Here is a 25768-nt window from a genome sequence, read left to right on the forward strand (position 1 = left end):
TTTATTTTCCTGTATACGCTTGGTGAAGCAATAAAAATTGTTTTTTACCAGAGAAACGCTCCTCTAGCATGTTATATGCGTCATTTAATAAGTTAACTTTTGCTTGGGGAGGGAAATCAATTAATTGCTCTATGCTTTTTTGACAATCTTTAGCATCACCAACACTCATTAAAAAACCAGTTTTGTTATTTTTAATGATACTTGGTATAGCGCCAACAGCACTGCTTATAACCAGTTTATGCTGAGACATTGCTTCTAATAATGTCATAGGCAAGCCTTCTTCTCTAGAACAAATAAGTAAGACATCTATTTGATTCCATATATTATTGCGTTCAGTTAAGCCATGATAATGTAGGTTATTTATAACAGGTATTTTATTTTTTAGAGGACCGTCACCAAAAATGTGAAATTCAACATTGTTAGACTGTTTCATGTTTTCAGCTAATTGAAAAAATATATCTGGTCCTTTTTCATAAGAAAGCCTGCCAACAAACCCAATCTTGATAGTTGATGTATGAATAACCGGTTTTGAAGGCGCTGGTAAAGAGATAAAATTTTCAAGTAATTTTACATTGCTAATTGTATTTTTTATTTTGTTTGAGACCGCAAAATTTATAGATAACGATGAAAGCCATTGATCTAGTTTATTATAAAATTTAACTTTTCCATTCCCAACTTCGCCAGCATGGTATGTGCTAATACAGCGTTTGTTCATAATGTTACATACTAATCGGCCTAATATACCTGCCTTATAGCCATGCGTATGAACGACAGTGTTGTTATCATAACTGAGTAGTTTATTAGCGAGGTTTTTAATTTTCCCTTGTAAAAAGTCATACCTTATGTTTTCTTTAATCAATAAATCATAAAATTTTTGATTGCCATGATTTTTATAAAATAAAATTGAGCTACGAACATTATTTTTACTCAGTAGTTTTGATAATTCAACGATGTGGGTTTCAATCCCCCCCAACATGGAAGAGTCAACAAACAAAATAACTTGGTAATTCATAATAAACTCCAAAAGGTAGATATGATAGATTTAGCGGTAATAGAACAGCTCAAGAATGATATTGGCGACGACACAGCTGTTGAACTACTAAAATTTTTTGTCAACGAATCAAAAAAAACAATGGCGATAATACTTAATTCAAATGAGCGTGATGAGATAGAAATTAACGCACATAGTCTCAAAAGTAGTTGTTATAGCTTTGGTGCGATAGCGCTAGGTGATACATGTAAATATATTGAGGAACTTATAAAAACCGAGCACTCAAAAAAGGATTTACATAATCTTCTAGAAATAGTCGAAGTGCAAAGCAAGCAAACATTCAACAAAATGGCATTTATTATTGCAAGCAATCAAGATTGCTCACAAAGCTGAATTGGTACTTTAAGTAACTCCGAGAATATGTTTTTTAGTTCGTCAATATCATGCAAATGTTCTCTGGACTGTAGTGCATTTTTATTGTCATTAAAAATCTCTTCAATTGCAGAAGGTGAAATACTTAAATCGTATATTTTAAAACCTAGGTGCTCTTGTAGCCAGTCGATCCCAGTAGTTGACGTGTGTTTCATGACGCTATTTTCTAGTGTTGTGTTCTCAATGAAAATACGACAGGCAGATGTTTCTTGAATAGCTAAAGAGATCTCTTCTACTAAAAAGGCAGGCATAACACTTGTAATAATACTGCCTGGACCAATTATGATTAAATCGGCTTCCAAAATAGCACTTACGCACCCTGGCGCTGCGGGCACATTTTTGGACAAATGCACTTTTGTTGGTAATGTGTCTAACGCATCAATAGCACACTCACCAAAGACCTCTTTATTATTTTTAAGGGTGGCGATTAGATCTGTAGGGATCTCTGTCATAGGCAAAACAGTTTCTGAATTACCAAGTATTGCATTAAAGTAAGCAACAGCTTTGGTGGGAGATTTGGTGAGCTCAGTTAAGCCCAACAACGTTAAGTTGCCTAAACAATGGCCATCTAACACACCTTCTGAAAACCGGTGTTCATAAATTGAGTTAAGTGCCTTTCTATTTTCTGCAAGTTGCAGACAACAGCGCCTAATATCACCCAGAGCAATGCATTCTTGAGATTCCCTTATTTTTCCCGTACTTCCCCCGTTATCAGTTGTTGCGACAATTGCTGTTAAATTATTACACATTGGTTTAATTGCGCTTAAAACCTGCGCTAATCCATGACCGCCGCCTATACACACTATTTTCATTGTTATGCCTTTGTGTTTTATTTTCCTAACTTGATATAGCAGGAATTATTCCAAGACACATAAATTTATAATCTATTGATTTATAATTATTTAATGAGTTCTAAAAGAAAAGAGTCCGGTTGTTATTGCTCTTTTTTGCAAAGTGCAATGCATTTTGATGAGAAAAACTACAATACAGAGTCATTCAAATATAGGTATGGAAGGTGTTCAATCTAGGGGCGATTTAATCGCGGCGTGAGGTTTGTAACCTAGTGGGCTCGGTAACTGCTCCTGCGTTACCCTAATGACTTACATCTATGTAAGAACCGAGCAAAGCTTCCGTGTCCTGCTCACGCCCCTTACCTAAATCCATTTAGGTAACACAGAGTAAATTGCACCTAGGCAGAACCCTTCGGGCTGAGGGATCCCCACTTTATCCAGCGGCCTCTTTTTGATAATTAAAAATAAAGTTTTTTAAACTTTTTTCTATATAGCTTTGTGTAATACGTCTCTTACATAGCTTTATGACTTGCTTGGCTAAGGTTAAAAATGAAAGAACTCGGCGATTCTTAACACTATTTGCTTGAAATTTTATATGCCACTTTCTTTTTTCTGCTTCACTCCCTATAAACCATAACGCAGTGCTCGCTATTGTGGCTATCAAGCATAATATTCCTATTCTATTTATGCCGGTGCTTTTACTAAAACGCCACGAAAAACCATATCTCAAACTTTTGTCATCGCGGAAATTTTGCTCTATTTGCATTCTTTTACTATATAAACCAACTACTCGCTTACTCCTCATTGTATTGTCTGATGTCGCGAGTAACCATGGCTCTTTCGCTAAGTTTTGATACATTTTTGTATCTTTCGTAAATCTGCTTTTTCCTTTTCTTCCTTTATTTTTTCCATGATATACGTGTAAAAATGCATCGCATGCTGTCGGGCTGGACTGAGTTAGTCTTGCTTGACCTAACGCCTTTGGTATATCGCTGGCACCAGCCCTAAGTTGTTTTAATGTATGCCATTGTGATTGCATGGCTAGTTTACACTTCATTGAGCCTCTTAATCGACCTATCATATGCCAACCAAGTTCGCGTACTTTACTATACCAAGGCGTAAGAAAGCCGCCGTCTGTTACAATATAGACACTAGGATGTCGTCCAAGCACTTCATAAAGTTCATCTAAAAACAGGCTGTTGGTTGCTGGGCTATCAAAATTCTTCTGCTCAACAATCATGTTATAAATCACGATAGAGCGCCCATCCACAAGTAAGCTTGCTCGCAGTAAGTGATAGTCGTGACCACAGGCACGGCTCCAGTCAACGGCAATTGCAAGCATTGGTAAAGAGTCGATAATAGGATGAGCTAATGCTTTATAGATAGCGACCCTTTCATTGTAGAGGTGAGTATTTTTTAAGAAGCGATCAACGCGTTTTATTTTATGTTTTACATCCACAGCGCCAGACAAATTTCTGCCGATTTCAGTTAAGGTAAGTTTATTGCCCGAAATTAATGCATTACTGCAGCTTAGTAATGTTTTTACTCTGGCATTATTGAATGGCGCTAATGCATGTTTAAAGTACTTATGGCAAACTGATGTGTCAGGCATAGCAGTTGTGACTTATGTGGGTTGTGGTGATTTACATAAGATCATAAATTGCTGTGCCTGTCACGTTTTGGGGATTCGTCAGCCCTTCGGGCACTGTAGTAGCAGGCGATTGGGTAAAGCTTTCGGGCACTTATACCCATTCAATAATAATCGAGGAAAGTGCGGCTTTACTTTATGTGGAGTCAAACGAACTGACTGCTGATTTTTATGTAGACGACGTATCGGTCACTTTGGTAGAACAGTAAACCAAACTGAAAGTAATTAACCCCACATTTGATAGTCTGTATTTTTATACAACTATTTTTTTGAGGGCTTTCACAAAAAGAAGTGCACTATGCTTTTATATTAGTAATAGGTATCGCCTTAAAGCGACATATACCGTCATTATAAATGCATTAGCGCGATAACGCCGGTGCGTGAAAGCTATATTAGTTTGACTCAAATGACGAAAGTTTCTTTTGAACGTTATTTCGTAATACATCGTCTATGTACTCATTAAAAGCCTTATTACCGGTTACCACGGGGTTTAGCTGATCAGATTTACGATTTTTTAATGTATTAATTTGATTAATCAGATCATGTGAAAATGGGTGGTTTGAGATACTTCCATCAACATCGTTTTTGTTTGCAATTTTGTAACTATTCAGCCACATTTTCAATAAATATATCAGGTAACTGATTTTTGAAGAGTAACTCAAGGGCTAGGCTTGCTGATACATGCTGTTTTCTGCAAGTCGAGAGGTAGCTTCTGATTAAACAAAACATCTCTGCACCTTGCATGCTTCTGAAGCACCCAGATATCTTTTGATGAACCTTGGTCATCCTAATATCATTCTCACCCTGGTTGTTGCTAAAAGGCACCGCCGTTTCCGTCATGAACCGTAAGACATCATCTTGATAATCTCTTAACCGCTCTAACAACGCTCTAGACTTTGTTCGTTTCAATCTGCCTCGCTGGCCTTTTACTCGGCTGTTTTTATCCGGTGGAGGGCATTTAATGTCACCTTGAGCCAATATTTGTTGATATTTCTCTATATAGTGAGCTTTTGTGTCTGCATCTAGCTCGGGGTTATCTATTTGATGTTTATTGATTTCAGTCAGTAGGGTTTGCAAATCCTTTGCCCATTGCATACCGTCTTGCTCCCATGCCCTTTCTAACTCTCGGATATGATGTGCATTACACAAGGCATGTTGGCACTGTGTATATTGATAATACGGTTTCCAGTGGTCGTGGCATAGTACCCCAGTAAAGTGAGGTAAAATATCGGCGTCATCCATCGCTATTTTCCCTCTTTTCTCATGCGGGTAAAAATACGTCCACCACGTCGTTGATGCACCATGAAGCCATCGTCGTTTACCACCTATATTAATCCCCGTTTCATCAACGTGTAAGGCTTGATAAGTCGTTTTCAGGGCTTTCTTGAGCGCGGCTTCTGCGCCGGAGGACTTTACCAAGGCCGCTGCTTGTTCATTAAAGTTAAATAAACTACCCGCACTGATTGGAATACCGAGTTGATCACAAAAATATTCTTCAATGCGGTTGTAAGGGAGTAATTGATATTGGGATAGGTAAACTGCATGGGCTTTTACACCAACCCCATATTGAATAGGACTGTTAACGTCTTCTGGAAATTCACCAATAAAACGCTTACCTTGCTCATTTTCCAGAATTTGTGCTTGGTATTCAGTGACCACTTTTCTGATATCTATATCGACAACCTGTCGTTTTTGAAAGCCAATTTCACGGTAGTGACCTTTCGGTAAAAAATCACGTTCAACTAGGATGACTTTGATCTCATCAGGCGTCTGTGTTTGGGTTAGTGTTTTACCTGCTCGGCCTTTTTGACCACCCGCTGAGTTGGCTGATTTCTCTTTGTCTTGTTTTTTTCGGTTGATGTCTTTTGATGGCGGGATACTGCTATTGTTACTGTTAAGTCCTAATTTACTTGCCAACATAACAACGACAACCAGAATGAGTTCAATAGACATCTTCAGCGCAGGCGTGAGAGTTTTACCTTCTTGTAATTGAGCTTTGGTTTTCTCAACGATTTCGTCGATGTTGATGCTGTTTAAATTCATTGAAGCTAGGGCTATTAGGTCATAGCCCTATCTTGGCATACTGGCGGGATCGGTCAATAGTTAAAAAAGTTCCTTTGAAAATAATTTACCATGGTGAATAGTTACGCAATTTTTTGAAAATAATTTAAAGAGTGCAAATAAGTTTGATTTGCTTCTTTAGTATCCGGTAAACCGGTACCTCCCCAAAGTGCAACTGTATGAGGTATGCCATTATCTGTAACAGGTATTATTAATGACAACCCACCAGGCGTATGTCCAGGTGTAGCAAGTACCGTTAAATTAGTTTTACCTAAACTTATTTTTTCACCATCGATAACTTGAGTGTAAGTGCTAGGTAATGGTATTTCGGTAGAAAAGTTACCGAAAGGATCAGTTAATACAGGTGCATTTGGATTATGGATGTAGTCCCACTCATTTTTTCTCATTAAAATTTTAGCGCCATAACGTGATTCAAAGTAGTGAGCGCCACCATAATGGTCGCTGTGGCCGTGAGTAACTATCACGTATTTAATATCTTCAGGATTTAAGCCTAACTCTCTCAGTCCAGGAACAATTACATGTTTGGCGTCGTGCGGGGTCCACATGGTATCGATTAAAATAATGCCCTCAGTTGTAATGATAACAAAACTGCCTACGCTGACATATCCTACAAAATAAAGGTTATCAAATAGCTGAGTGGGTTCAAGAACAGTGGTATTGAACAAATCACTAGAGGTTAGCGAGGAAGGTAATTTATTTAATCTAGTATTTATTTTATCTTCACTTAACTTTGTAATATTGCCATTATTTGATGTTGTGCAGCCGCTCAGTAAGTAAGTTATTACTGTAATAGAGAAAATGCCTAAAAATGTTTTTTTCATATTTTACACCTTAGTTAATTAGGCATATTAAAAGCCCAAGTAATAAACTTTAATACGTCGTTTATTCAATTATTAAATACAGGGTATGAACTCAAAATTAAAATTTAATGGATAAAACAACTTTAGGCTTTGTTTGTTTAGAGATCGAGTTTGTTATCTTTAGGCTAAATTAGAGATGCGAAAGCATTAGTCATTTTGTAAAAGAGGGTTTGAATAACGATAGAAGCGAATATATCGTTATTCATTGTATTGAAAATAGCTCTAGGTTACTTATTATCCAAGGCCTTTATATCATTGACTCGGTTAATTATGATATTAATTAAAAAAGCACATAAAATAACGGCAGGTATTGCATTGGCAACACTGTCGTAAACTACATGAAAAAATATTGCACCAGCCATAATAACTAACAAACCACTTGCAGCTAAAATGCTTATTTTTTTTATCCAAATAGCAATAGCACCTGCAAGTTCACTTGCACCAATAAAATAGCCAAACCAAGCAGGTAAACCCATGAGTGCAAACGATAAGTGCATTTGCTCAACTCCTGCTAGTTTTGCAGAGCCTGCAGCTATAAACGCAAGTGTTGTTAATCCTAGTGATGTATACATAAAAATTCTTTTTACTTTTGTGCTCATGTTATTCCCAACTTTAATAAGAGTGATTTAAGCAGATGCTTAGCTTTTGACGTTAGAATAACCACATTTCTTATTAATTAATATTGAATGTTTTTTTATAAGATATAAACTTTAGCTTTACATGTTTGGCGAAAATTATGAAATTAGAACAGCTTAGTATGTTTGTTACTGTTGCTCAGGTTGGATCATTGAGTGAAGCAAGTGCTCTTTTACACAAAACTCAACCAGCTATAAGCCAAGGTATTAAGCAACTAGAAAATACCCTTAACTTTTCCTTATTTAGTCGAAATGGTTATCGGTTAGAGCTTACCAGTGCAGGAAAAACTATGTTTCATAAGGCTATGAAATTGTTAGATGATGCAGCACAACTTAAACAAGTTGCACACCACATAGCACAAGGGAACGAGGTAAGTATAACGATTGCAATTGAAGCATCATTTAATTTAAAAGGTATTTTACCATTACTAAAAAATATGCAAAATCAGTTCCCTGAAACTCAAATAATAATCAGGCAAGAGTACATAACAGGTGCAATTGAAGCCTTACTTGATGGCGGTGCTGATCTGTGTATAACACCAACAATGGAATTTTCTGCACAAGAAGAGAAAATTGAAAAGCATTTGTTAAATAGCGGCTCATTAATCAATGTAGCTTCCCCAGTGTTGTTAAAGCGAAATCCAAACCTTAGGCAAGCCAGTGATTTGTTGAACGAATACCAAATAATTGTGCAGGACTCAGGCACTGGTTCAAAAAACATAGAGTGGGGTGTACAGCAAGGTCAGCGACGATGGTATGTAAATGACTTTCCAACTAAAAAAATGCTTATCGAAAGTGCAATGGGTTGGGGCAAATTACCAGGCTATTTAGCTGATGAAGGTATTGCAAATAATACTCTGCAAATGCTGTCACTTAGTGATGTGCAAAATATAACGCCTCTAAAATATTACATTATTAAGAAAAGGGGAGAAGTGTTGGGGCCTGTAGCAGAGGCTGTGTGGGAGCAATTTAAAAACTATCAGATATAACAATCTTATATATGTGAAAAACTTATTTAAATGTTTATATTGAGGTAATTTTGCAGCTTGTAAAATTAATGAAGGGTTGGTTGTTGCATCAACCGGTTGTAGGGCCTTGATTGACTCTACATCGCCACTGTCGGCAACGACCGTGGTTAACAAGTTCATAATGATGTACGCCTCGGCTTTAAAACCGAGGCGATGCCCTTATACGTAGCGGTTAACAATATTCTCAAGCAGCTCTTGGCGGCCAGAAACTTGCTTAGGATCGATGTTGTTTTCGTGTACTAACGCGGCAAGGCTCTCAAGTGATTGTTCACCTTTTAAAATGCTTCGGCCTAGGTCTTCTTTCCAACCTGCGTAACGTTTTTCTACAAAGTCAGAAAGCTCGCCGCCTTCAATCATTGCTGCTGCATTGAGTAATGCTTTTGCCATCGTATCCATACCACCAATGTGACCGATGAATAAATCATCGCGTTCACACGATTGACGGCGAAGTTTAGTATCAAAGTTAAAGCCACCGGTTGTAAAACCGCCATTCTTTAAAATTTCGTAAACGACAAGTGTGCACTCAGCTACATCGTTAGGGAATTGATCTGTATCCCATCCGTTTTGCATATCACCACGGTTAGCATCAATACTACCCATAATACCTTCAGCGCAAGCAACGGCAATTTCGTGGTGGAAGCTATGACCTGCAAGTGTTGCGTGGTTTGCTTCAATGTTTACTTTAATTTCGTCTTGTAAGTCGTGCTTGTGTAAAAAGCCTGCAACTGTTGCTGTATCGTAATCGTACTGGTGCTTAGTTGGCTCTTGTGGTTTTGGCTCAATTAATAATGTGCCTTTAAAACCAATTTTTTTCTTGTGCTCTACAACCATTTTCAAAAAGCGTGCGTACTGTTCGCTTTCTTGTGCAAGGTCTGTATTTAGTAGCGTGTCGTAACCTTCACGACCACCCCAAAGTACGTAGTTTTCTCCGCCTAAACGATGCGTAATTTCCATTGCATGTTTAACTTGTGCTGCTGCATATGCATACGTATTAGGATTAGGGTTTGTTGCACCACCGGCACAAAAACGCTGATTTGAGAATAAGTTAGCAGTACCCCACAGTAGTTTTACACCTGTGCGCTGCATTTCTTTTTCGATAATGTTAGCTATGTGCGTTACGTTATCGTGGCTTTCTTGTAGTGTTTTGCCTTCGGGGGCAATATCAACATCATGAAAACAAAAGTAAGGAACGCCTAATTTTTCATAAAATTCAAAGGCTACTTTTACTTTTTGTTCAGCAAGTTCTAATTGATTGCCTACAGGTTGGATCCAAGGGCGGTCAAACGTACCTTCACCAAAAATATCAAACCCTGTAGAACAAAAGTTATGCCAGTAACAGGCTGCAAAACGTAAATGTTCTTTCATTGTTTTGCCAAACACTACTTGGTTTTCGTCGTAGTAACGAAATGCAAATGGGTTTTTAGAGTCTTCACCCTCAAATTTGATTTTTTCAACGTTTGTAAAAAATTGCTCGCTCATATTGTGCTCCATTAATTTTATAATAGTGTTTTAAAAGTATGTTTTTACACTTTGATAAAGTGCTTTGTATGTTGTGTATTGCTGTGCGTAAAAATCTTGCATAACTGGATTTGGTTCAATGGTTTGCGTAGCTTTACCGTTAACGCATACCTGTTGTGCTGGGCATTGCTCTGTGGCTACTCTGGCCAATCGTGCTGCGCCAAATGCAGGGCCAACTTCTGAGCCTTCTCTGTAAATTAGGGGGCGGTTGAGTACACTTGCGAGGATTTCTCCCCACAGTGAGCTTTTAGCGCCACCACCAATAACGGTTACATCGTCAATTTGTGCGCCAGCATCAAGTAGTACTTGTTGGCCATCGGCAAAAGCAAAGGCAACGCCCTCGAGTACTGCACGGCCAAGGGTTGCTGCGTCGGTGTCGCTGTCTAAACCAAAAAACACGCCTTTTGCGTTGGGGTTATTGTGCGGCGTGCGCTCACCGGTTAAATAAGGCAAAAATATCACTGAGCTTGGTTTGCTAAAGTCGCATTTACTTACTTGTTCAAGGAGTGCACCTTCGTTTTCAAAACCGGTTAATTGAGTAACCCAGGTTAAACAGCTTGCTGCGCTTAACACCACTGACATTTGGTGCCAGGTGTTTTCAATACAATGACAAAAAGTATGTACTGCACCTTCTGGGTTAGGCAGGTATTTTTCGTTAGCAACAAAGTAAACGCCCGAAGTACCTAATGACAAAAACGCTTGTTTAGGCCTTACTACGCCAACACCGGCAGCGCCTGCGGCATTATCGCCACCACCTGCCACAACGGGTACTTGCTCCATTCCCCATTTAGCAGCAACTAGGGCTGTTAATTTGCCAGTAATTTGTGTGCCCTCAAAAAGGGTAGGCATGTGTTGCTCTGTTAAGTCGCAGGCGCTAAGCATTTTTTGCGACCATGCTCTTTTTTCTACGTCTAGCCACAGTGTGCCTGCAGAGTCAGACATGTCTGATGCAAAATCGCCGGTCATTAAAAAGCGTAGGTAGTCTTTTGGTAGTAATACTTTGGCTACTTTTGCAAAATTTTCTGGTTCAAACTCTTTTAGCCACACCAATTTAGGCGCAGTAAAACCTGGCATTGCTATGTTGCCGGTAATGTTACGAGAATTTGGTTCGCGTTTTTCAAGCTCTACGCATTGTGCTGCACTGCGCCCGTCATTCCATAAAATGACTGGGCGAATAATATTATTGTTTTTATCAAGCAGCGTTGCGCCATGCATTTGCCCAGAAAGGCCCACTGCCTTTATCGATTTTAATAATGCAGGGTGAGTATTTTTAAGCTCCTCGATTGCACTACAGGTAGCAAGCCACCAATCTTCAGGGTTTTGCTCTGAAAAAAGAGGGGCTGGGCGTGAAACGCTTAAAGATCCAGTTGCTTGAGCAAGCAACTGGTCTTGCTCGTCTAAAATAATTACTTTTACACCTGAAGTGCCTAAATCGATACCAAGAAACATGAATGTGATACTTAATGTTGTTTTAGTGTTAGCGCTAACACTAGTGATTTGATATTGTTAAGTCAAGCTAGTTTTAAGCTATGTTTAGCAATTAATTTGCAAGTTTTTTGCTTGATTGTTGGAGGTCACTTAAATTTCTTTTTAAGATCATAAGGAAACACAATTAAAAAATAAATTGGGGTATTGTTGATTGTGGCCGAATTACTGCACAATTTTGTGAAGACTTAGTACATACAAATAATGGTGTAGCGTACGCGGTTGCAGCTAGAAGTGGGGATGATGCAACCGCTTTTGCTATTAAGTATGGTGCGGCCAATGCCTACGAAGGGTATCAGGCACTATTTGATGATAAAAACGTTGATGTGGTTTACATTGCGACCCCGCATAACTTTCACTTTAAAATGCCAGCGATGCTATTAAAGTAGGTAAGCATGTATTGTGCGAAAAGCCCATTACGGTTTCGGTTGAAGAGTGTAAGTAGTTGTATTTACTAGCTAAAAAGCACGACGTATTTTTAATGGAAGCCATGTGGATGTATTTTCTACCTGCAATACAAAAAGCAAAACAATGGGTAGGCAAGGGCGAATTGGCACTATTAAACATGTTAAAGCTGACTTTGGTTACCCTGTGCCTTTTAATCCCGACGGGCTGAGGGATCCCCACTTTATCCAGCGGCCTCTTTTTGATAATTAAAAATAAAGTTTTTTAAACTTTTTTCTATATAGCTTTGTGTAATACGTCTCTTACATAGCTTTATGACTTGCTTGGCTAAGGTTAAAAATGAAAGAACTCGGCGATTCTTAACACTATTTGCTTGAAATTTTATATGCCACTTTCTTTTTTCTGCTTCACACCCTATAAACCATAACGCAGTGCTCGCTATTGTGGCTATCAAGCATAATATTCCTATTCTATTTATGCCGGTGCTTTTACTAAAACGCCACGAAAAACCATATCTCAAACTTTTGTCATCGCGGAAATTTTGCTCTATTTGCATTCTTTTACTATATAAACCAACTACTCGCTTACTCGTCATTGTATTGTCTGATGTCGCGAGTAACCATGGCTCTTTCGCTAAGTTTTGATACATTTTTGTATCTTTCGTAAATCTGCTTTTTCCTTTTCTTCCTTTATTTTTTCCATGATATACGTGTAAAAATGCATCGCATGCTATCGGGCTGGACTGAGTTAGTCGTGCTTGACCTAACGCCTTTGGTATATCGCTGGCACCAGCCCTAAGTTGTTTTAATGTATGCCATTGTGATTGCATGGCTAGTTTACACTTCATTGAGCCTCTTAATCGACCTATCATATGCCAACCAAGTTCGCGTACTTTACTATACCAAGGCGTAAGAAAGCCGCCGTCTGTTACAATATAGACACTAGGATGTCGTCCAAGCACTTCATAAAGTTCATCTAAAAACAGGCTGTTGGTTGCTGGGCTATCAAAATTCTTCTGCTCAACAATCATGTTATAAATCACGATAGAGCGCCCATCCACAAGTAAGCTTGCTCGCAGTAAGTGATAGTCGTGACCACAGGCACGGCTCCAGTCAACGGCAATTGCAAGCATTGGTAAAGAGTCGATAATAGGATGAGCTAATGCTTTATAGATAGCGACCCTTTCATTGTAGAGGTGAGTATTTTTTAAGAAGCGATCAACGCGTTTTATTTTATGTTTTACATCCACAGCGCCAGACAAATTTCTGCCGATTTCAGTTAAGGTAAGTTTATTGCCCGAAATTAATGCATTACTGCAGCTTAGTAATGTTTTTACTCTGGCATTATTGAATGGCGCTAATGCATGTTTAAAGTACTTATGGCAAACTGATGTGTCAGGCATAGCAGTTGTGACTTATGTGGGTTGTGGTGATTTACATAAGATCATAAATTGCTGTGCCTGTCACGTTTTGGGGATTCGTCAGCCCGACGGGCGTGAATACAACCCAGATTTAGCGGGCGGTTGTTTACTTGATATGGGGATTTATCGCTGGCTATCGCTAATTACTTTTTAAATAACGACCTAGAAAATTTACATGTAAGAGCAAATATTCGCTACAAAGGCGTGGAAGACGATGTACTTATTACTGCTAATTGTGGCGATGTCATGGTGAGCTTGGCCACGTCATTTCAATGTCGATTAGGGAATGGCGCGTATATTATTGGCGACAAAGGCTATATAAAATACCCGATGCATTTAGAGCTTATGAGTGCTCTTTGTATGAGCTTGATGAATTAATTGAGCATTTTAAGATGGCAGGCAGTCACAAGGTTACAGCTATGAAGCGCAAGAAATAGGGCGCTTACTGAGCGAAAACAAACGAGAGAGTGACATTATGAGCCACTCTCAAAGTTTACTTTTACAATCGCCAATGGAACGTATTAAAGCCCTGTTTTAAGAGAACTTTAAAAGAGCTTTAAAAATTTTTATATCAGCTCTAAATCAACTAATAAACTTAACTAGCGGCGATTTATTCGCCGCTAGGTTCATCATAATTAAAAAATGAAAAGTGAGCTTCTTTATTTTGCCCCGATAAATCTTGGCACGCCATACCCACAAAAGCACCGGTAAAACACGGGCGATACCCTTGCGGTGATTGCTGCACATAATCATCAGATAAAATGCTCCCATCGAGCACTGGGCCAAACTTTATCCAGAAGTTTTTCTCGGTGGCGTAGTAAAACTGCAGCTGAGCGCCATTAAAATAAGCTTTTAAGTAAACAGGTTTGTTTTAAGCAAAAGCGGTGCAACAGGCGTGCTTGTTTGGTATTTATCGCAGCTTATTATATTTAAATAATGCGGTGTGGTTTCATCGCCTACATCGCCGCCGCTTATATGCAAATAGTAGTAATGCGCGGTGTTGTAATAACATACTACCCCACCATTTGTTGAAAACTGCTTGGCGCAAAATCAACGCATGTGCTGCTAACCGTATGATGAGCTTGTACACGCCGTGCAATAAAACTTTGCTGATGCAATGAGCTTAAAGACTCTTTTCCTACTAGGGTGAGCGATGCTTTTTGAGTATTTTTATACACCCAACTTTTGCACATAGGTATACGCAATGACTGAAAATCAACAGTCAGATCATCTTTACTAAAATTAATATTTGTTGAGGGTTGCGGCTGTGGGTTTAGCGTTAAACCTGCAACGGGTACGTGTATTCTCGGGGCTTTATTTGTGTGTTTTGCATAAGGCCAGTCATCGTCTTTCCAGATTATTTGCTCAATCCCTGTTTCACGCCCTGTAATACAGCGGCCGCGCTCAGTCAGTGGCCTTGATGTTAAAAATACCGTGTACCAATCACCGTTTTGCGTTTGAAAAAATCCCCATGGCCGCATTTTTGCAGCGCATTACTCGGTGCATGAACTGTTGTTATTACGGGGTTATGTGGGTGCACTTGGTAAGGGCCAAATACGTTTTTAGAGCGCGCAACACTAATGCAGTGTTCATACCCAGTGCCACCTTCAGCGGTAATTAAATCTCTTCGGGTTTATTCCCCGCCGCTTGCGGCGTAGTATTGAGTAATGAGCGAATTTATACATAAAAGCCATAATGTGACAGTTTTACTTTATCACTTAGTTTTCCCAGCAAAATAGAGAAGAGCAGTTCTTGATGTGGGAGTTGATAGGGCAATCACAGAAATTTGTGTCGAAATAGAAAAACGTTACGAAATCAAATCTTTAGAAATTGGGACGGATGAAGATGAAGAGCATATTCATTTTTTAGTTCAGTCAGTTCCAACTACAGCATTACAAAGTTGGTAACGATGATTAAAAGTTTAACGGCAAGAGAGGTTTTTAAAAAGTGCCCTCATGTTAAAAAGCAGTTATGGGGTGGAGAGTTTTGGTCTGATGGTTATTTTGCAAGTACGGTAGGAAAACATGGTGACGAATCAATGATAAGAAAGTATGTGAAAAACCAAGGAAATAATTATGACCAACTTCATTCGGATCATCAATTAACTATGTTCTAACCAAATACCCCGCTCACGAAGTGAGTTCTGCGTTAGCAGAAGGGCTTGCCCCGGGGATGTTTATTAGTAGTAATCACCGCGTTTTAAAATATGTGGGCCTTCAGTGCAACCAAGTTCTGTGCCTGAAAGTATAGGTTTAACATCGCCTATTAACTTATTGGCTTTTAGGCAAAGCTCTTGCATTACTATGCCGCCAAAGAGTGCGTTATTACGGTGATCAACCAACATGTTTAGCAAATAGCTTTTACCGTCATCATCGTGAAAAATAGACGGTTCAAAACCGCTAGAGTTTAAGTAATTCGCTTGTGACCAGTTACCGGTAATATCAGTGGTTGATACAAAATAGTTTGGCTTGTCTTTGTAGGGGCCATCAAAGCTTTTTATGTTGGTGTACACCAAATAAAAACGCCCATTGTTGTAGCTAAGTTGCGGTGTCCATACGCCGCAAGAGTCGGGCACTCCTCGCATATCGAGTTGCTCTACGGTGTTAAGCGCTTGGCCTATAACTCGCCAATTAACTAAATCGTTAGAGTGGTGAATTTGCACACCGCCAAACTATTCAAAAGTTGAGGTAGCTATGTAGTAATCGTTATTAACCTTGACAATATTTGGGTCTGGGTTAAAGCCTCTCAGAATTGGGTTTTGCAGCATGCTTATAATATAGGCCTTTTGTGTATTTTATTTTTCATGTATAAAATCGCTGTTAGCGCTAACATTTTTGTTGTAGTATATAACTTTGTCAATAAGTAATCATTTAAAACGCGCTGTAAACAATATCAAGCTTTACAATTATGTATAATGAAAATTAAGAAAGTTAATTATAACAATCCACTGATTGTGAGTAGGTAATAACAGTAATGGCCAATCCTAAAAGAGCAAGAATACAAGATGTAGCTGAGCAGGCTGGTGTATCAATGATGACAGTTTCGCGCGTACTCAACCAAGACAAAAAAGTGAGCGACAAAACCCGCGAAAAAGTAATGGCAGTTGTTGAGCAATTAAACTACCGGCCAAATGTGTCTGCTAGGCGCCTTGCAAGCACTAAGTCATTCTTTTTAGGACTTTTATACGATAACCCAAGTGACTCTTACATAAGCCAGTTTTTGTTGGCAGCGCTTAAAAAATGCCGCGCATTAGGCTACCACCTTGTTGTTGATGAAGCGCACACCGATATTGACAAAACAATTGAATCGGTAAAGCAACTTATTGATGTTACACAGGTTGATGGCATGATTTTACTGCCTCCTATGTGCGACAACGAACAGGTTTTAGATGTGCTTACTAAAGCTCAAGTACCATTTGTAAGAATAACGCCAGACACAAAATTAAATCGCTCCCCTTATATATGCATGGACGATTACCAAGCGGCCTTTGATGTGACAGAGCATTTAATAAATCAAGGGCATAGCAAAATTGCACATATTATTGGCGACACTAAACAGGGTGTAAGCCGTTTACGTTACCAAGGTTATTTAGATGCGCTGCGCTCTAATAAAATAATAACGCCACCTGAGTATATAGAGCAGGGCAGTTTTACTTATCAATCGGGCATGGAAGCGGCAATAAAATTACTTTCGCTTGATGATAAACCAACGGCTATTTTTGCAGCTAACGATGATATGGCTGCCGCTGTAATCTCAATAGCTCAAAAACAAGGTATTAATATTCCAAGCGACCTGTCGGTTGTGGGCTTTGATGACACGCAACTTGCAACCATAGTTTGGCCAAATATTTCAACGGTAAAACAGCCTATAAATGAGATGGCTGAGCTTGCGATCACCATGCTCGCATCGGGTCAGTATAACGATTTAAGTAATGTAAAAAGCTTAGGCTTAAGATATATTTTAGATTTTGAATTAATAGAAAGAGAATCAAGCTCAACCAATAAAAATAACTAAATAATACCAATCTGCTTATATATGGGGTCTATTTAACGTTAAGAAAATTACGCTAGAACTAGGCAAAAGTTTTTGTATCTAGTTGTTCTAAATCAAAAATTTTTAACGACGTTATAGTGAAATTTAATTCGTTAAATTGATCAAAAATTTATGCAGGTTGGTATAAGCTAAAACGCATACTCTTTTGAGCTTCAAAATCTATATAAAATAACAACAACACACAATATGGATACTTATGAACGAGAAAGAAAATGTACTTTTAATAGTACTGGTTTGCTTTGTTGCGACCATTGGCGGGTTTTTATTTGGCTTTGACAGCGGTGTAATTAACGGCACTGTTGATGGGCTTCAAACGGCGTTTGACTCCAGTAGTGCGGGTACGGGGTTTAACGTATCGAGTATGCTGATTGGCTGTGCCATTGGTGCGTTTTGCGCAGGTCGATTGGCTGATAAATTTGGTCGGCGTCCAATTTTACTTTTTGCCGCTGCTTTATTTATTATAAGTGCTTGGGGCTCGGGTGTGTCAGTCACATCGTTTGAATTTGTGATTTATCGCATTTTAGGCGGTTTAGCTGTAGGGGCTGCATCGGTTATGACCCCAGCTTATATTAGCGAAATTGCCCCCGCGCGATACAGAGGCACGCTCTCCACACTGCAACAAGTGGCTATTATTTTTGGTTTGTTTAGCGCATTTGTCAGTAACTACCTTTTAGCCAATACAGCTGGAGGCTCTACGGCGTTATTTTGGCTCGACTTTGAAACATGGCGTTGGATGTTTTGGGTTGAGTTATTACCTGCATGCTTGTTTTTAATTGCTTTGTTTTTTATCCCCGAAAGCCCGCGATACTTAATTATGGCTGGTAAAAAAGACGCTGCTGCACGTGTTTTATCTAAATTATATGGTGATGAAACAGCCGCTCATAAATTAAATGAAATAGCACAGTCGCTTGCTGACGATAAACACCAACCTAAATTATCTGATCTTATTGATAAATCTGAAAAACGTTTACGCCCCATTGTTTGGATAGGAATTGGCTTAGCTACATTTCAGCAATTAGTAGGCATTAACGTTGTTTTTTACTACGGCGCGGTACTTTGGCAAGCCGCTGGTTTTACTGAATCTGACGCGTTACTCATTAATATAATAAGCGGCTTTGTAAGTATTTTAGCGGTGTTTATTACCATGTATTTTATAGACAAAATTGGCAGAAAACCTTTTTTGTTAACCGGCTCAATTGGTATGACGGTGACGCTTTCGGTTATTGTTTATGCCTTTTTAAATGCAGATATTGGCTCAACAGGCAACTTAGAATTAGGAGAGCAGGGCATAGTTGCTTTAATAGCCGCTAATGCGTATGTGTTCTTTTTTAACTTATCGTGGGGCCCTGTAATGTGGGTTATGTTAGGTGAAATGTTCCCTAACCAAATTCGTGGCTCTGGCCTTGCAGTTACTGGCTTTGCCCAGTGGATAGCTAACTTTTTAATTACATGGTCGTTCCCTGTTATGCTCACAGGCATTGGTTTAGCTGGGGCGTATGGTTTTTACGCATTTTGCGCGTTTGTTTCAGTTATATTTGTATTTAAGTTTTTACACGAAACCAAAGGCAAAGAGCTTGAACAAATGAAAGGGTAAATATTACCCCTTTAATAAGCGCCAAAACTACTGTAATGGTTTGGCGCTTATTTTATTTATTTTCATACCTACCATGAAAAAGAGTGCTTATATTCATTTTTATTTTTCTATAAAAGACTCCTAATAGATAAAGTTATATTTAGGAGTCATTAATTTTCTATCTTGCACCGCAATAATACCTTACATAAATTATGCTGGCTAAGTGGTCTTAATAATAGTTACCCTATTTGTATGGTTGTTTTAGCAAATTTAAGAGGTTGTAATTTAGGTTTTGCAAAACAATAAGCAAATGTCAATGGACCTACTCTGCCAATCAGCATAAGTAAAATTATTATTAGCTGGCTTGGCATACTTAAATTACTAGTAAAATCACGAGATAGCCCTACAGTGCTCAATGCCGAAATTACTTCAAAAGTAATATCTAAAAGAGACGCTTGCTCGATTTTACTCATAATCATGATGCTTAAAAAAGCCGTAAATAAGTACAAAATTACAACACTCAATGCTTTTATCATAAGTTTGTCGCTTAGCTCTCTGTTAAATATGGTTACCTGTGGTTTTTGGCGTAAATAACTATACATAGCAAGTAGTAAAATAACAAAAGTTCCTATTTTAATGCCGCTTGCTGTACTTACCGAACCGCCACCGATTACCATTAATAATAATGTAAGCAATGTCGAGTCGGAACTGAGCTGGCTAATAGGTAAAGTATTAAAGCCTGCAGTACGTGGTGTAACTGCTTGAAACCAAGCAGCAATTACTTGCTCGTTAATAGGTAGGTTGGCAAGTGTGGCTGGATTTGAATATTCAAATAAAAAAATAAGCAAAAATGCACTGCAATTTATTACAGCACTTGCAATTAATACAATACGTGTATTAGTTGCTAATTTATGCCAGCGACGTTGTTGATATATATCTATTAAAACGGTAAACCCTAAGCCACCGATTATAAATAATGCACTGATAATAAGATTAACAGATACATCACTTTTAAAAGCCATTAAGCTATTACTATCGAGTGCAAACCCGGCATTGTTAAAAGCCGAAATAGTATAAAATAGACTTTGATAGGCGCTACCCGAAATACCATAGTCATCTACCCAGCTAATAAAAAGTAAGCAAAATGCTATAGTCTGAATTATTAGCGAGTAAGTTATTACACATCTAGCTACATGGATCACTCCATTTAAATCGCTTGTATCGAATGCTTGGCTTGCAAGTAAACGTTGTTTTAATCCTAAATTTTTACCAATACTTAAAAATGAAATAACGGCCACGGTCATAAAACCGATTCCTCCAATTTGAATAAGTACCATAACAACACATTGCCCAAATGTGGTTAGCGCAGTGCCTGTATCAATAACAACTAAGCCTGTAACTGTAACCGCAGAGGATGCAGTAAAAAAAGCTTGAATAAAGCTAAGCGATTCAACACTTGCAAAAGGTAATAGTAATAAGCAAGTGCCTAAAATAATGAGAGCAAAAAAACCAGCAGTTAAAATTAAAGGGGGGTTAACAGGCAGGGCAAGATCACGAACTTTACCTTGACTTAAAAGTATGATCTTATACTCCTTTTTTAAGGAGCATCCCCATGTCTAACATTCAGCTATTTAAATATTTCGAATCAATCGACGACCCTCGCCAACAAGGTAAAGTTGTTCATAAACTATTTGATATCATATTCTTAGCTGTTAGCGCTGTTGTTTCAGGCTGTCAGGGCTGGGAAGAGATTGAAGATTTTGGTCATGATAGACTAGATTGGCTCAGAAAATATGTTCTTCTTGAACAAGGGATCCCTCGCCATGACACAATTGCTCGTGTAATGAGCCGTATTGACATGACGCAATTCCAAGATTCCTTTTCTTCTTGGATGAAAGCCTGCTCCAAATTAACTCAAGGCGGTGTAGTTGCTATTGACGGTAAACGATTGAAAGGTTCATTTAATCAGTCAGATAGACGCGATGCGCTTTATATGATCAGTGCATTTGCATGCGAAAATGGTGTTGTTTTGGCACAATGCCCTGTTGATAAAAAGTCGAATGAAATAAAAGCGTTGCCAGAGCTGCTTGAATTATTAGAGATAAAAGGCTGCTTAGTAACGATTGACGCTATGGGGTGTCAAAAATCAATTGCAAAAAAAATAGTTGGTAAAGAAGCCGATTACTTACTTGCGGTAAAAGCAAACCATAAAAGGCTACTGTCACAAATAGAAGATGTGTTATTACCTGAGGTAGCACGACAAGCATCTGATGGGCTCTTGTTTAACGAAGTCGATTATCAAAAAAATAGAGAAGAATTTAGGTGCTGTGCAGTGAGCCATAACGTGAGCGGTTTATCAGAAACGATACACTGGGAAGGTGTAAAAACAGTGGGTGTTATTGTTTCTTATAGAAAAGAAAAAGGTAAATTAAGCAATGAGTTATGCTATAGATACTATATTAGTTCAGCGAATTTAACAGCGGAAGAACTCGCGAGAGGAGCACGACAACATTGGCAAATAGAAAATGGATTACATTGGCGTTTAGATGTAGGATTTAAAGAAGATGAGTGTCGAATTAGGCGCGAAGGTGCAGCACCTGTATTTGCGGGGCTGAGACACATCGCATTTAATCAGCTAAAAGCAGAAAAAAGTTTTAGTAAAGGCATGCCCGCAAAACAGAAAAAAGCTATGCGCAGTACAGCCTACCTTGAAAAGGTACTGAACGCATAGACTTTTTTCATGCTCTTGCCCTGGGTTAACAGGCCTTTTGAAATTTTTTAAACGGCGATTAAATTGCTTTGGAAGTACGTGTGCTTGCCAGTTGATCATAAAGCTTTAAACCGTTTGGTGAGTTTTGTTAGGTAATGTTTCGAGCCCAGTAATACAAGGCTATCACCATGGCGTAACTCGGTGTCGAGTGTTAGGTCTGTATTAAAATTATCATCTCGGCGTAAGGTGAGCGGTTTTATATCTGAGTTACGGTCTTTTAAAAGCCAGCCAATATTGCGCCCTGATAAATGTAAATCTATGGCAAGCTCAACAATAAATGTAGATTGTGTAAGCGCAAAGTATTGGTTAACCATAGGGTAGTTAAGTGCATGTGCTACTCTGATACCCATTTCTTCTTCGGGGTGAATAATACGGGATACGCCAAGTTTACTTAAAATTTGATGGTGACTTTTAGAGCACGCCTTGACCCATATTTGTTTAACACCAAGGTTTTTTAAATGCAGCACGCATAAAATACTCGCTTCTATATTTTCACCAATTGCAACTAATACAGCTTGGCAGCTGGTTAAGTCGAGTCGAGCAAGTTGTGTTTCATCACTAGCATCTAAAATGACAGTGTAATTTAACTGATTAGCAAACGTGTTAATGGTGCTTTCGCTTATATCGGCTGCGCAAACGTGATGCCCCTGATTAGCAAGCTCAAGCGAGGCGGTAACACCAAAACTACCTAATCCAATTACTGCAAACTGTGCCATGTGTGTTCCTATTAAAAAATACGACATAGCAAAGACTATGGAATTTTAAAAAAGAGTCACCCCATATCAATTAAGCTTTATAAACATTTAACACTACAGCCAAAAATCTTTATAAAAACTTTATACACAACGTATTAAAAAGCAGTAACCTATAAAAAGAGAATTTTATGGGAGTGCAAAAATGGGTATTAATAAATGGCTTAAGCCGCTTTTATTAACAACAATTGCGCCTATTTTTATTGTGCTGGCTATTTTTCCAGTTCGAGAGTGGCTAACGACCACCGACATTGTCATGTTGCAATTACTTTGGGTGGCATGGGTTGCGGTGCGTCAAAATGCCGCCTTAGCGGGGATTACAACGTTAGTTAGTGTGGCATGTACCGACTGGTTTTTTGTACTGCCGTACTTTACATTTCATATCGAAAAAATTGAATACTTAGTCACTTTTACTGTCATGCTTATAGTTGGCTTGATGATAAGCAAATTGGCGGGTGAGCTAAGTAAAAACGTTCGTGATACCCAGTTACATGCCAGTAATACACGATGTTTATATGAGTTAGCTAAGACGCTTAATGGGCTTGATGATATAAACGCTCAGCGCCAGGTATTTACAACATCGATTAAAAACCATCTAGGTATTACACTTCGTTGGAACAATAATAGAATGGATAATGGAGAGTACTTCAATATCGAACAAAGCACACAATGGGGCGGCTTTAGTTCAGATGTTGAACTTAGTCCTGAAAACCGTGCATTTATAGACACGGCACTGTCTTTGTTGTTTCAGGTCCACGAAAACTCAAATCTTAGAAACCAGTCGGCATCGATGAAAGTACAAGCAGAGTTAGAACGTGCTAAAAATGCATTGCTACGTAGTTTATCTCATGATCTACGCACGCCTTTGGCTACTATTATGGGCTCATCAAGCATGTTAGCTGACGAGAATATTGAGCTGAGTAAGGCATCAATTACAGAACAAGCAAAAAATATTTATGAGCAAAGTGAAATCTTAAATCAGCATTTTAATAAAGTGATGGAGCTTAGCCGGGTAAATAAAATAGGAGAGCAGCTAGCATGGCAAGCTATAAACGTACATACACTTGTTACTGAGGCTAAAGCACGCAGGCAGCAGCAATTAAGTGGTTTTAACTTAGCGTTAGTCTTTGATAAAGCCACTTGTTGTATAGGTGATATAACTCTTTTAGAAATCGCGCTTGCGAATATATTCGAAAACGCGGCACGTTACGGTGATGGAGTGGCGACAGTGGACTTTAATACTGAACGAATTGGTAATATAACACACTATAAAATAGCCGTAAGCAATCTCATAGTTACTCATCCAAGCAGTTCGGATGAAGGAGTTGGGCTTGGTAGCGTAATTTGCGATGTAGTTGCTCAGTTTCATCAAGGCGAATTTGTATTAGCTATTGATGAGCTGACCCAAGTAGCCACAGCAATACTTAGCTGGAGTGCAAAGAATGATTAATGTATTGGTGCTAGAAGACTCACCCGCACTGCAAAGTTTTTTAAAAACATTACTAGGGGCTGTTGATCTTTGTTTGAATTTTGTGCGTAAGCGGTAATTTCGTATAATTTACTTCGCCAAAAACAAACCTTACGAGATTACCATGCCCCGATTAATGCTCACTGATAAGTTGTGGTCGAAGCTAAAATCAATTTTGCTTGAAGATAGAGTTTATAACAAGCTTGAACACAGACAAACGATGGAAGGAATTTTATATCGCTTACGTGTTGGTTGCCCATGGCGTGACCTCCCTGAGTGTTTTGGTTTATGGAATACTATTTACCGCCGATTTCTACTTTGGTCTAAAAAAGGAATATTAATAAGGTTGTTCAAATCATTATCCGCCAATAGTGACACTGAGTGGGAATTCATTGATGGCAGTTATGTTAAAGCACATCAACACAGTACAGGTGCTGCGTCTCAACAAGAACAAGCGATAGCATTAAGTCGTGGCGGTAATACAAGTAAAATTCATTTAGCTGTTGATAGTTATGGCTTACCAATTGAATTTATTATTACAGGCGGCGATGTTCATGATAGTAAAGTGGCAAATGAACTGATTGAATTATTGCCCCAAGGCGATTTTGTTATCGCAGACAAAGGCTATGATAGTGAAGTCATTAGAAATAAGGTTCGAGAGAGAAACTCAAGCCCAGTGATCCCTAGAAAGAAAAATTCAAAAACAGGTAATGGTGATATTGATTGGTGCTTATATAAATATAGGCATTTAGTTGAAAATGCCTTTGCAAGGCTAAAGCACTTCCGTGCTATAGCGACAAGGTACGATAAATTGAAATTACAGTTTGAGAGTATGTTAGCGCTGGCATGTGCAATGATTTGGCTACCAATGTGAAAGATCAACAGCCCCTAGGTGCCAGTGGCTACAACGTATCAATTAGTGCGAAAGGGCTTGATGGTTTTTCATTAATGAGTGAGCAAAGCTTTGACTTAGTGTTACTTGATTTGGGATTGCTTGATATGGATGGACAGGCTTGGTTACTTGAAGTACGACAATGGAGCCAAATACCAATATTAGTGCTTTCGGCTCGCGATGGCGAGGTGGAAAAGGTTACAGCCCTTGATAATGGGGCAAACGATTATATAACCAAACCTTTTAGTGCAAACGAACTTCTGGCAAGAATGCGTGTGCTACTAAGAGTAAATACACAGCCCAGTTTGTCACTGCAATGCGGTAACATCATTATAGATCCACATAAGCACACAGTTACGCTTAACAGCAGCGATGTAAAGCTCACTAATAAAGAATATAAAATTTTACTTATGTTGTTTCAAAATAAAGATAAAGTGCTTACTCATAATGCTATTTTAAGTCAGGTATGGGGGGAGCAATACATTAATAGACCTGAGTATATTCGTGTACATGTAGCGCAACTAAGGCAAAAGCTTGAGGTAAACCCTGCAAGTCCTATTCATATCTTAACTGAGCCAGCGGTAGGTTATAGATTAGTTGGGTAGGCACTAAAAATTATCGTCCTAAATTTAGCTATTTAGGACGATAAAGTTACACGTTTTCTAGTTTCGTTCCTTTGGTTTCTGTTACTAAGTAAATAACAAAAAGCACCGATATTAATGCGAAAAATGCATAGGGCGAATATGCGAGTACAAGCCCTCCACCGGCTAGCAATATGGGAAAGGTAATAGTGATTAAAAATTAGCCAGTCATTGAGCAAGCCCTGCAACTCCTAAGCCTAATCCTCTCATGTTATTTGGAAATATCTCGCCGAGCATTACCCACCTTACAGGACCCCATGAAAGGTTAAAAAAGAATACATATAAGTTGGCCTTTACAAGAAAACCAAAGCAGCCAAATCTTGA

At 38.7% G+C, this 25768-nt stretch carries 21 protein-coding genes and 7 pseudogenes; 12 read left to right on the top strand and 16 right to left on the bottom strand.

What is annotated here, in order from left to right:
- Position 1: 1 nt before the first annotated feature.
- Positions 2 to 1012, bottom strand: coding sequence for a glycosyltransferase family 4 protein (locus AC0VZ4_RS08240; protein ID WP_475441421.1), 1011 nt, complete (start codon positions 1010 to 1012; stop codon positions 2 to 4).
- Between the two features lie 21 nt (positions 1013 to 1033).
- Here AC0VZ4_RS08240 and AC0VZ4_RS08245 point away from each other — a divergent pair, with 21 nt between their 5' ends.
- Entirely contained in the window at positions 1034 to 1384 is a 351-nt protein-coding gene (locus AC0VZ4_RS08245) for an Hpt domain-containing protein (RefSeq protein WP_475441422.1), read from the top strand.
- On the opposite strand, the gene AC0VZ4_RS08250 is transcribed toward AC0VZ4_RS08245, so the two are convergent.
- The 5 genes from AC0VZ4_RS08250 to AC0VZ4_RS08270 form a co-directional block, all read right to left on the bottom strand.
- Positions 1363 to 2235, bottom strand: coding sequence for a gluconeogenesis factor YvcK family protein (locus tag AC0VZ4_RS08250; protein ID WP_033037793.1), 873 nt, complete (start codon positions 2233 to 2235; stop codon positions 1363 to 1365). The two genes, AC0VZ4_RS08245 and AC0VZ4_RS08250, sit on opposite strands and share 22 nt — an antisense overlap.
- Positions 2236 to 2647: 412 nt before the next feature.
- Positions 2648 to 3826: an IS4 family transposase gene (locus AC0VZ4_RS08255; RefSeq protein WP_475441423.1), complete on the bottom strand. Its 1179-nt coding sequence runs from the start codon at positions 3824 to 3826 to the stop codon at positions 2648 to 2650.
- Between the two features lie 639 nt (positions 3827 to 4465).
- Positions 4466 to 5905, bottom strand: coding sequence for an IS66 family transposase (gene tnpC, locus AC0VZ4_RS08260; protein ID WP_475439782.1), 1440 nt, complete (start codon positions 5903 to 5905; stop codon positions 4466 to 4468).
- A 101-nt stretch (positions 5906 to 6006) separates the two neighbouring features.
- A complete protein-coding gene (locus AC0VZ4_RS08265; RefSeq protein ID WP_475441424.1) occupies positions 6007 to 6765 on the bottom strand; it encodes an MBL fold metallo-hydrolase in 759 nt (252 codons plus the stop codon).
- A 266-nt stretch (positions 6766 to 7031) separates the two neighbouring features.
- Entirely contained in the window at positions 7032 to 7403 is a 372-nt protein-coding gene (locus AC0VZ4_RS08270; protein WP_475441425.1) for a DoxX family protein, read from the bottom strand.
- Positions 7404 to 7540: 137 nt separating this feature from the next.
- Here AC0VZ4_RS08270 and AC0VZ4_RS08275 point away from each other — a divergent pair, with 137 nt between their 5' ends.
- Entirely contained in the window at positions 7541 to 8428 is an 888-nt protein-coding gene (locus AC0VZ4_RS08275; protein ID WP_475441426.1) for a LysR family transcriptional regulator, read from the top strand.
- Between the two features lie 21 nt (positions 8429 to 8449).
- Here AC0VZ4_RS08275 and AC0VZ4_RS08280 read toward each other — a convergent pair.
- From AC0VZ4_RS08280 to xylB, 3 genes and pseudogenes are all read right to left on the bottom strand, one after another.
- A pseudogene (locus tag AC0VZ4_RS08280) lies at positions 8450 to 8587 on the bottom strand (transaldolase family protein); the annotation flags it as partial.
- Between the two features lie 39 nt (positions 8588 to 8626).
- A complete protein-coding gene (gene xylA, locus AC0VZ4_RS08285; RefSeq protein ID WP_475441427.1) occupies positions 8627 to 9946 on the bottom strand; it encodes a xylose isomerase in 1320 nt (439 codons plus the stop codon).
- Between the two features lie 30 nt (positions 9947 to 9976).
- A complete protein-coding gene (gene xylB, locus AC0VZ4_RS08290) occupies positions 9977 to 11434 on the bottom strand; it encodes a xylulokinase (protein WP_475441429.1) in 1458 nt (485 codons plus the stop codon).
- Positions 11435 to 11634: 200 nt separating this feature from the next.
- Here xylB and AC0VZ4_RS08295 point away from each other — a divergent pair.
- Positions 11635 to 11915 (top strand): annotated as a pseudogene (locus AC0VZ4_RS08295) (Gfo/Idh/MocA family protein).
- A 183-nt stretch (positions 11916 to 12098) separates the two neighbouring features.
- Here the strand turns inward: AC0VZ4_RS08295 and AC0VZ4_RS08300 are convergent.
- Positions 12099 to 13277, bottom strand: coding sequence for an IS4 family transposase (locus AC0VZ4_RS08300; protein ID WP_475441431.1), 1179 nt, complete (start codon positions 13275 to 13277; stop codon positions 12099 to 12101).
- On the opposite strand from AC0VZ4_RS08300, the gene AC0VZ4_RS08305 reads away from it, so the two are divergent.
- Both AC0VZ4_RS08305 and AC0VZ4_RS08310 read left to right on the top strand, forming a co-directional pair.
- A complete protein-coding gene (locus AC0VZ4_RS08305) occupies positions 13267 to 13449 on the top strand; it encodes a hypothetical protein (protein WP_475441432.1) in 183 nt (60 codons plus the stop codon). The genes AC0VZ4_RS08300 and AC0VZ4_RS08305 overlap by 11 nt on opposite strands.
- A gap of 50 nt (positions 13450 to 13499) precedes the next feature.
- Positions 13500 to 13673, top strand: a complete 174-nt coding sequence (locus AC0VZ4_RS08310; RefSeq protein WP_475441433.1) for a hypothetical protein — start codon at positions 13500 to 13502, stop codon at positions 13671 to 13673.
- A gap of 232 nt (positions 13674 to 13905) precedes the next feature.
- Here AC0VZ4_RS08310 and AC0VZ4_RS08315 read toward each other — a convergent pair.
- Both AC0VZ4_RS08315 and AC0VZ4_RS08320 read right to left on the bottom strand, forming a co-directional pair.
- Positions 13906 to 14151: pseudogene (locus tag AC0VZ4_RS08315) on the bottom strand (beta-xylosidase family glycoside hydrolase); the annotation flags it as partial.
- A pseudogene (locus AC0VZ4_RS08320) lies at positions 14148 to 14913 on the bottom strand (family 43 glycosylhydrolase). The pseudogenes AC0VZ4_RS08315 and AC0VZ4_RS08320, both read right to left, overlap by 4 nt.
- 139 nt (positions 14914 to 15052) lie before the next feature.
- Between AC0VZ4_RS08320 and tnpA the strand changes: the two are divergent.
- Positions 15053 to 15411, top strand: a pseudogene (gene tnpA / locus AC0VZ4_RS08325) (IS200/IS605 family transposase).
- Between the two features lie 63 nt (positions 15412 to 15474).
- Here tnpA and AC0VZ4_RS08330 read toward each other — a convergent pair.
- Positions 15475 to 16062 (bottom strand): annotated as a pseudogene (locus AC0VZ4_RS08330) (family 43 glycosylhydrolase).
- 206 nt (positions 16063 to 16268) lie between these two features.
- On the opposite strand from AC0VZ4_RS08330, the gene AC0VZ4_RS08335 reads away from it, so the two are divergent.
- Both AC0VZ4_RS08335 and AC0VZ4_RS08340 read left to right on the top strand, forming a co-directional pair.
- Positions 16269 to 17309: a LacI family DNA-binding transcriptional regulator gene (locus tag AC0VZ4_RS08335; protein WP_475441434.1), complete on the top strand. Its 1041-nt coding sequence runs from the start codon at positions 16269 to 16271 to the stop codon at positions 17307 to 17309.
- A 229-nt stretch (positions 17310 to 17538) separates the two neighbouring features.
- Entirely contained in the window at positions 17539 to 18942 is a 1404-nt protein-coding gene (locus AC0VZ4_RS08340; RefSeq protein ID WP_475441631.1) for a sugar porter family MFS transporter, read from the top strand.
- Positions 18943 to 19160: 218 nt separating this feature from the next.
- Here AC0VZ4_RS08340 and AC0VZ4_RS08345 read toward each other — a convergent pair whose 3' ends face one another.
- Entirely contained in the window at positions 19161 to 20504 is a 1344-nt protein-coding gene (locus AC0VZ4_RS08345) for a TrkH family potassium uptake protein (RefSeq protein WP_475441632.1), read from the bottom strand.
- Between the two features lie 29 nt (positions 20505 to 20533).
- Here AC0VZ4_RS08345 and AC0VZ4_RS08350 point away from each other — a divergent pair, with 29 nt between their 5' ends.
- Positions 20534 to 21652 carry an ISAs1 family transposase gene (locus AC0VZ4_RS08350; RefSeq protein WP_475441435.1) on the top strand — a complete coding sequence of 373 codons (1119 nt, stop codon included), beginning with the start codon at positions 20534 to 20536 and terminating at the stop codon, positions 21650 to 21652.
- Positions 21653 to 21747: 95 nt separating this feature from the next.
- Here the strand turns inward: AC0VZ4_RS08350 and AC0VZ4_RS08355 are convergent, their stop codons facing one another.
- On the bottom strand, positions 21748 to 22407 hold the full coding sequence (locus AC0VZ4_RS08355; protein ID WP_182672167.1) for a potassium channel family protein: 660 nt from the start codon (positions 22405 to 22407) through the stop codon (positions 21748 to 21750).
- Positions 22408 to 22588: 181 nt separating this feature from the next.
- Between AC0VZ4_RS08355 and AC0VZ4_RS08360 the strand changes: the two genes are divergently transcribed.
- The 3 genes from AC0VZ4_RS08360 (at position 22589) to AC0VZ4_RS08370 (ending at position 25408) form a co-directional block, all read left to right on the top strand.
- Entirely contained in the window at positions 22589 to 23893 is a 1305-nt protein-coding gene (locus tag AC0VZ4_RS08360) for a DUF4118 domain-containing protein (protein WP_475441436.1), read from the top strand.
- Between the two features lie 142 nt (positions 23894 to 24035).
- On the top strand, positions 24036 to 24785 hold the full coding sequence (locus AC0VZ4_RS08365; protein WP_475439649.1) for an IS5 family transposase: 750 nt from the start codon (positions 24036 to 24038) through the stop codon (positions 24783 to 24785).
- Complete coding sequence (locus AC0VZ4_RS08370; protein WP_475441437.1) at positions 24782 to 25408, top strand: winged helix-turn-helix domain-containing protein; 627 nt, start codon at positions 24782 to 24784, stop codon at positions 25406 to 25408. Before AC0VZ4_RS08365 ends, AC0VZ4_RS08370 begins: the two co-directional genes overlap by 4 nt.
- 46 nt (positions 25409 to 25454) lie before the next feature.
- On the opposite strand, the pseudogene AC0VZ4_RS08375 reads toward AC0VZ4_RS08370, so the two are convergent.
- Positions 25455 to 25744: pseudogene (locus AC0VZ4_RS08375) on the bottom strand (MFS transporter); the annotation flags it as partial.
- Positions 25745 to 25768: the final 24 nt, after the last annotated feature.

This window comes from Pseudoalteromonas sp. QJM3NY_22, from assembly GCF_056173065.1.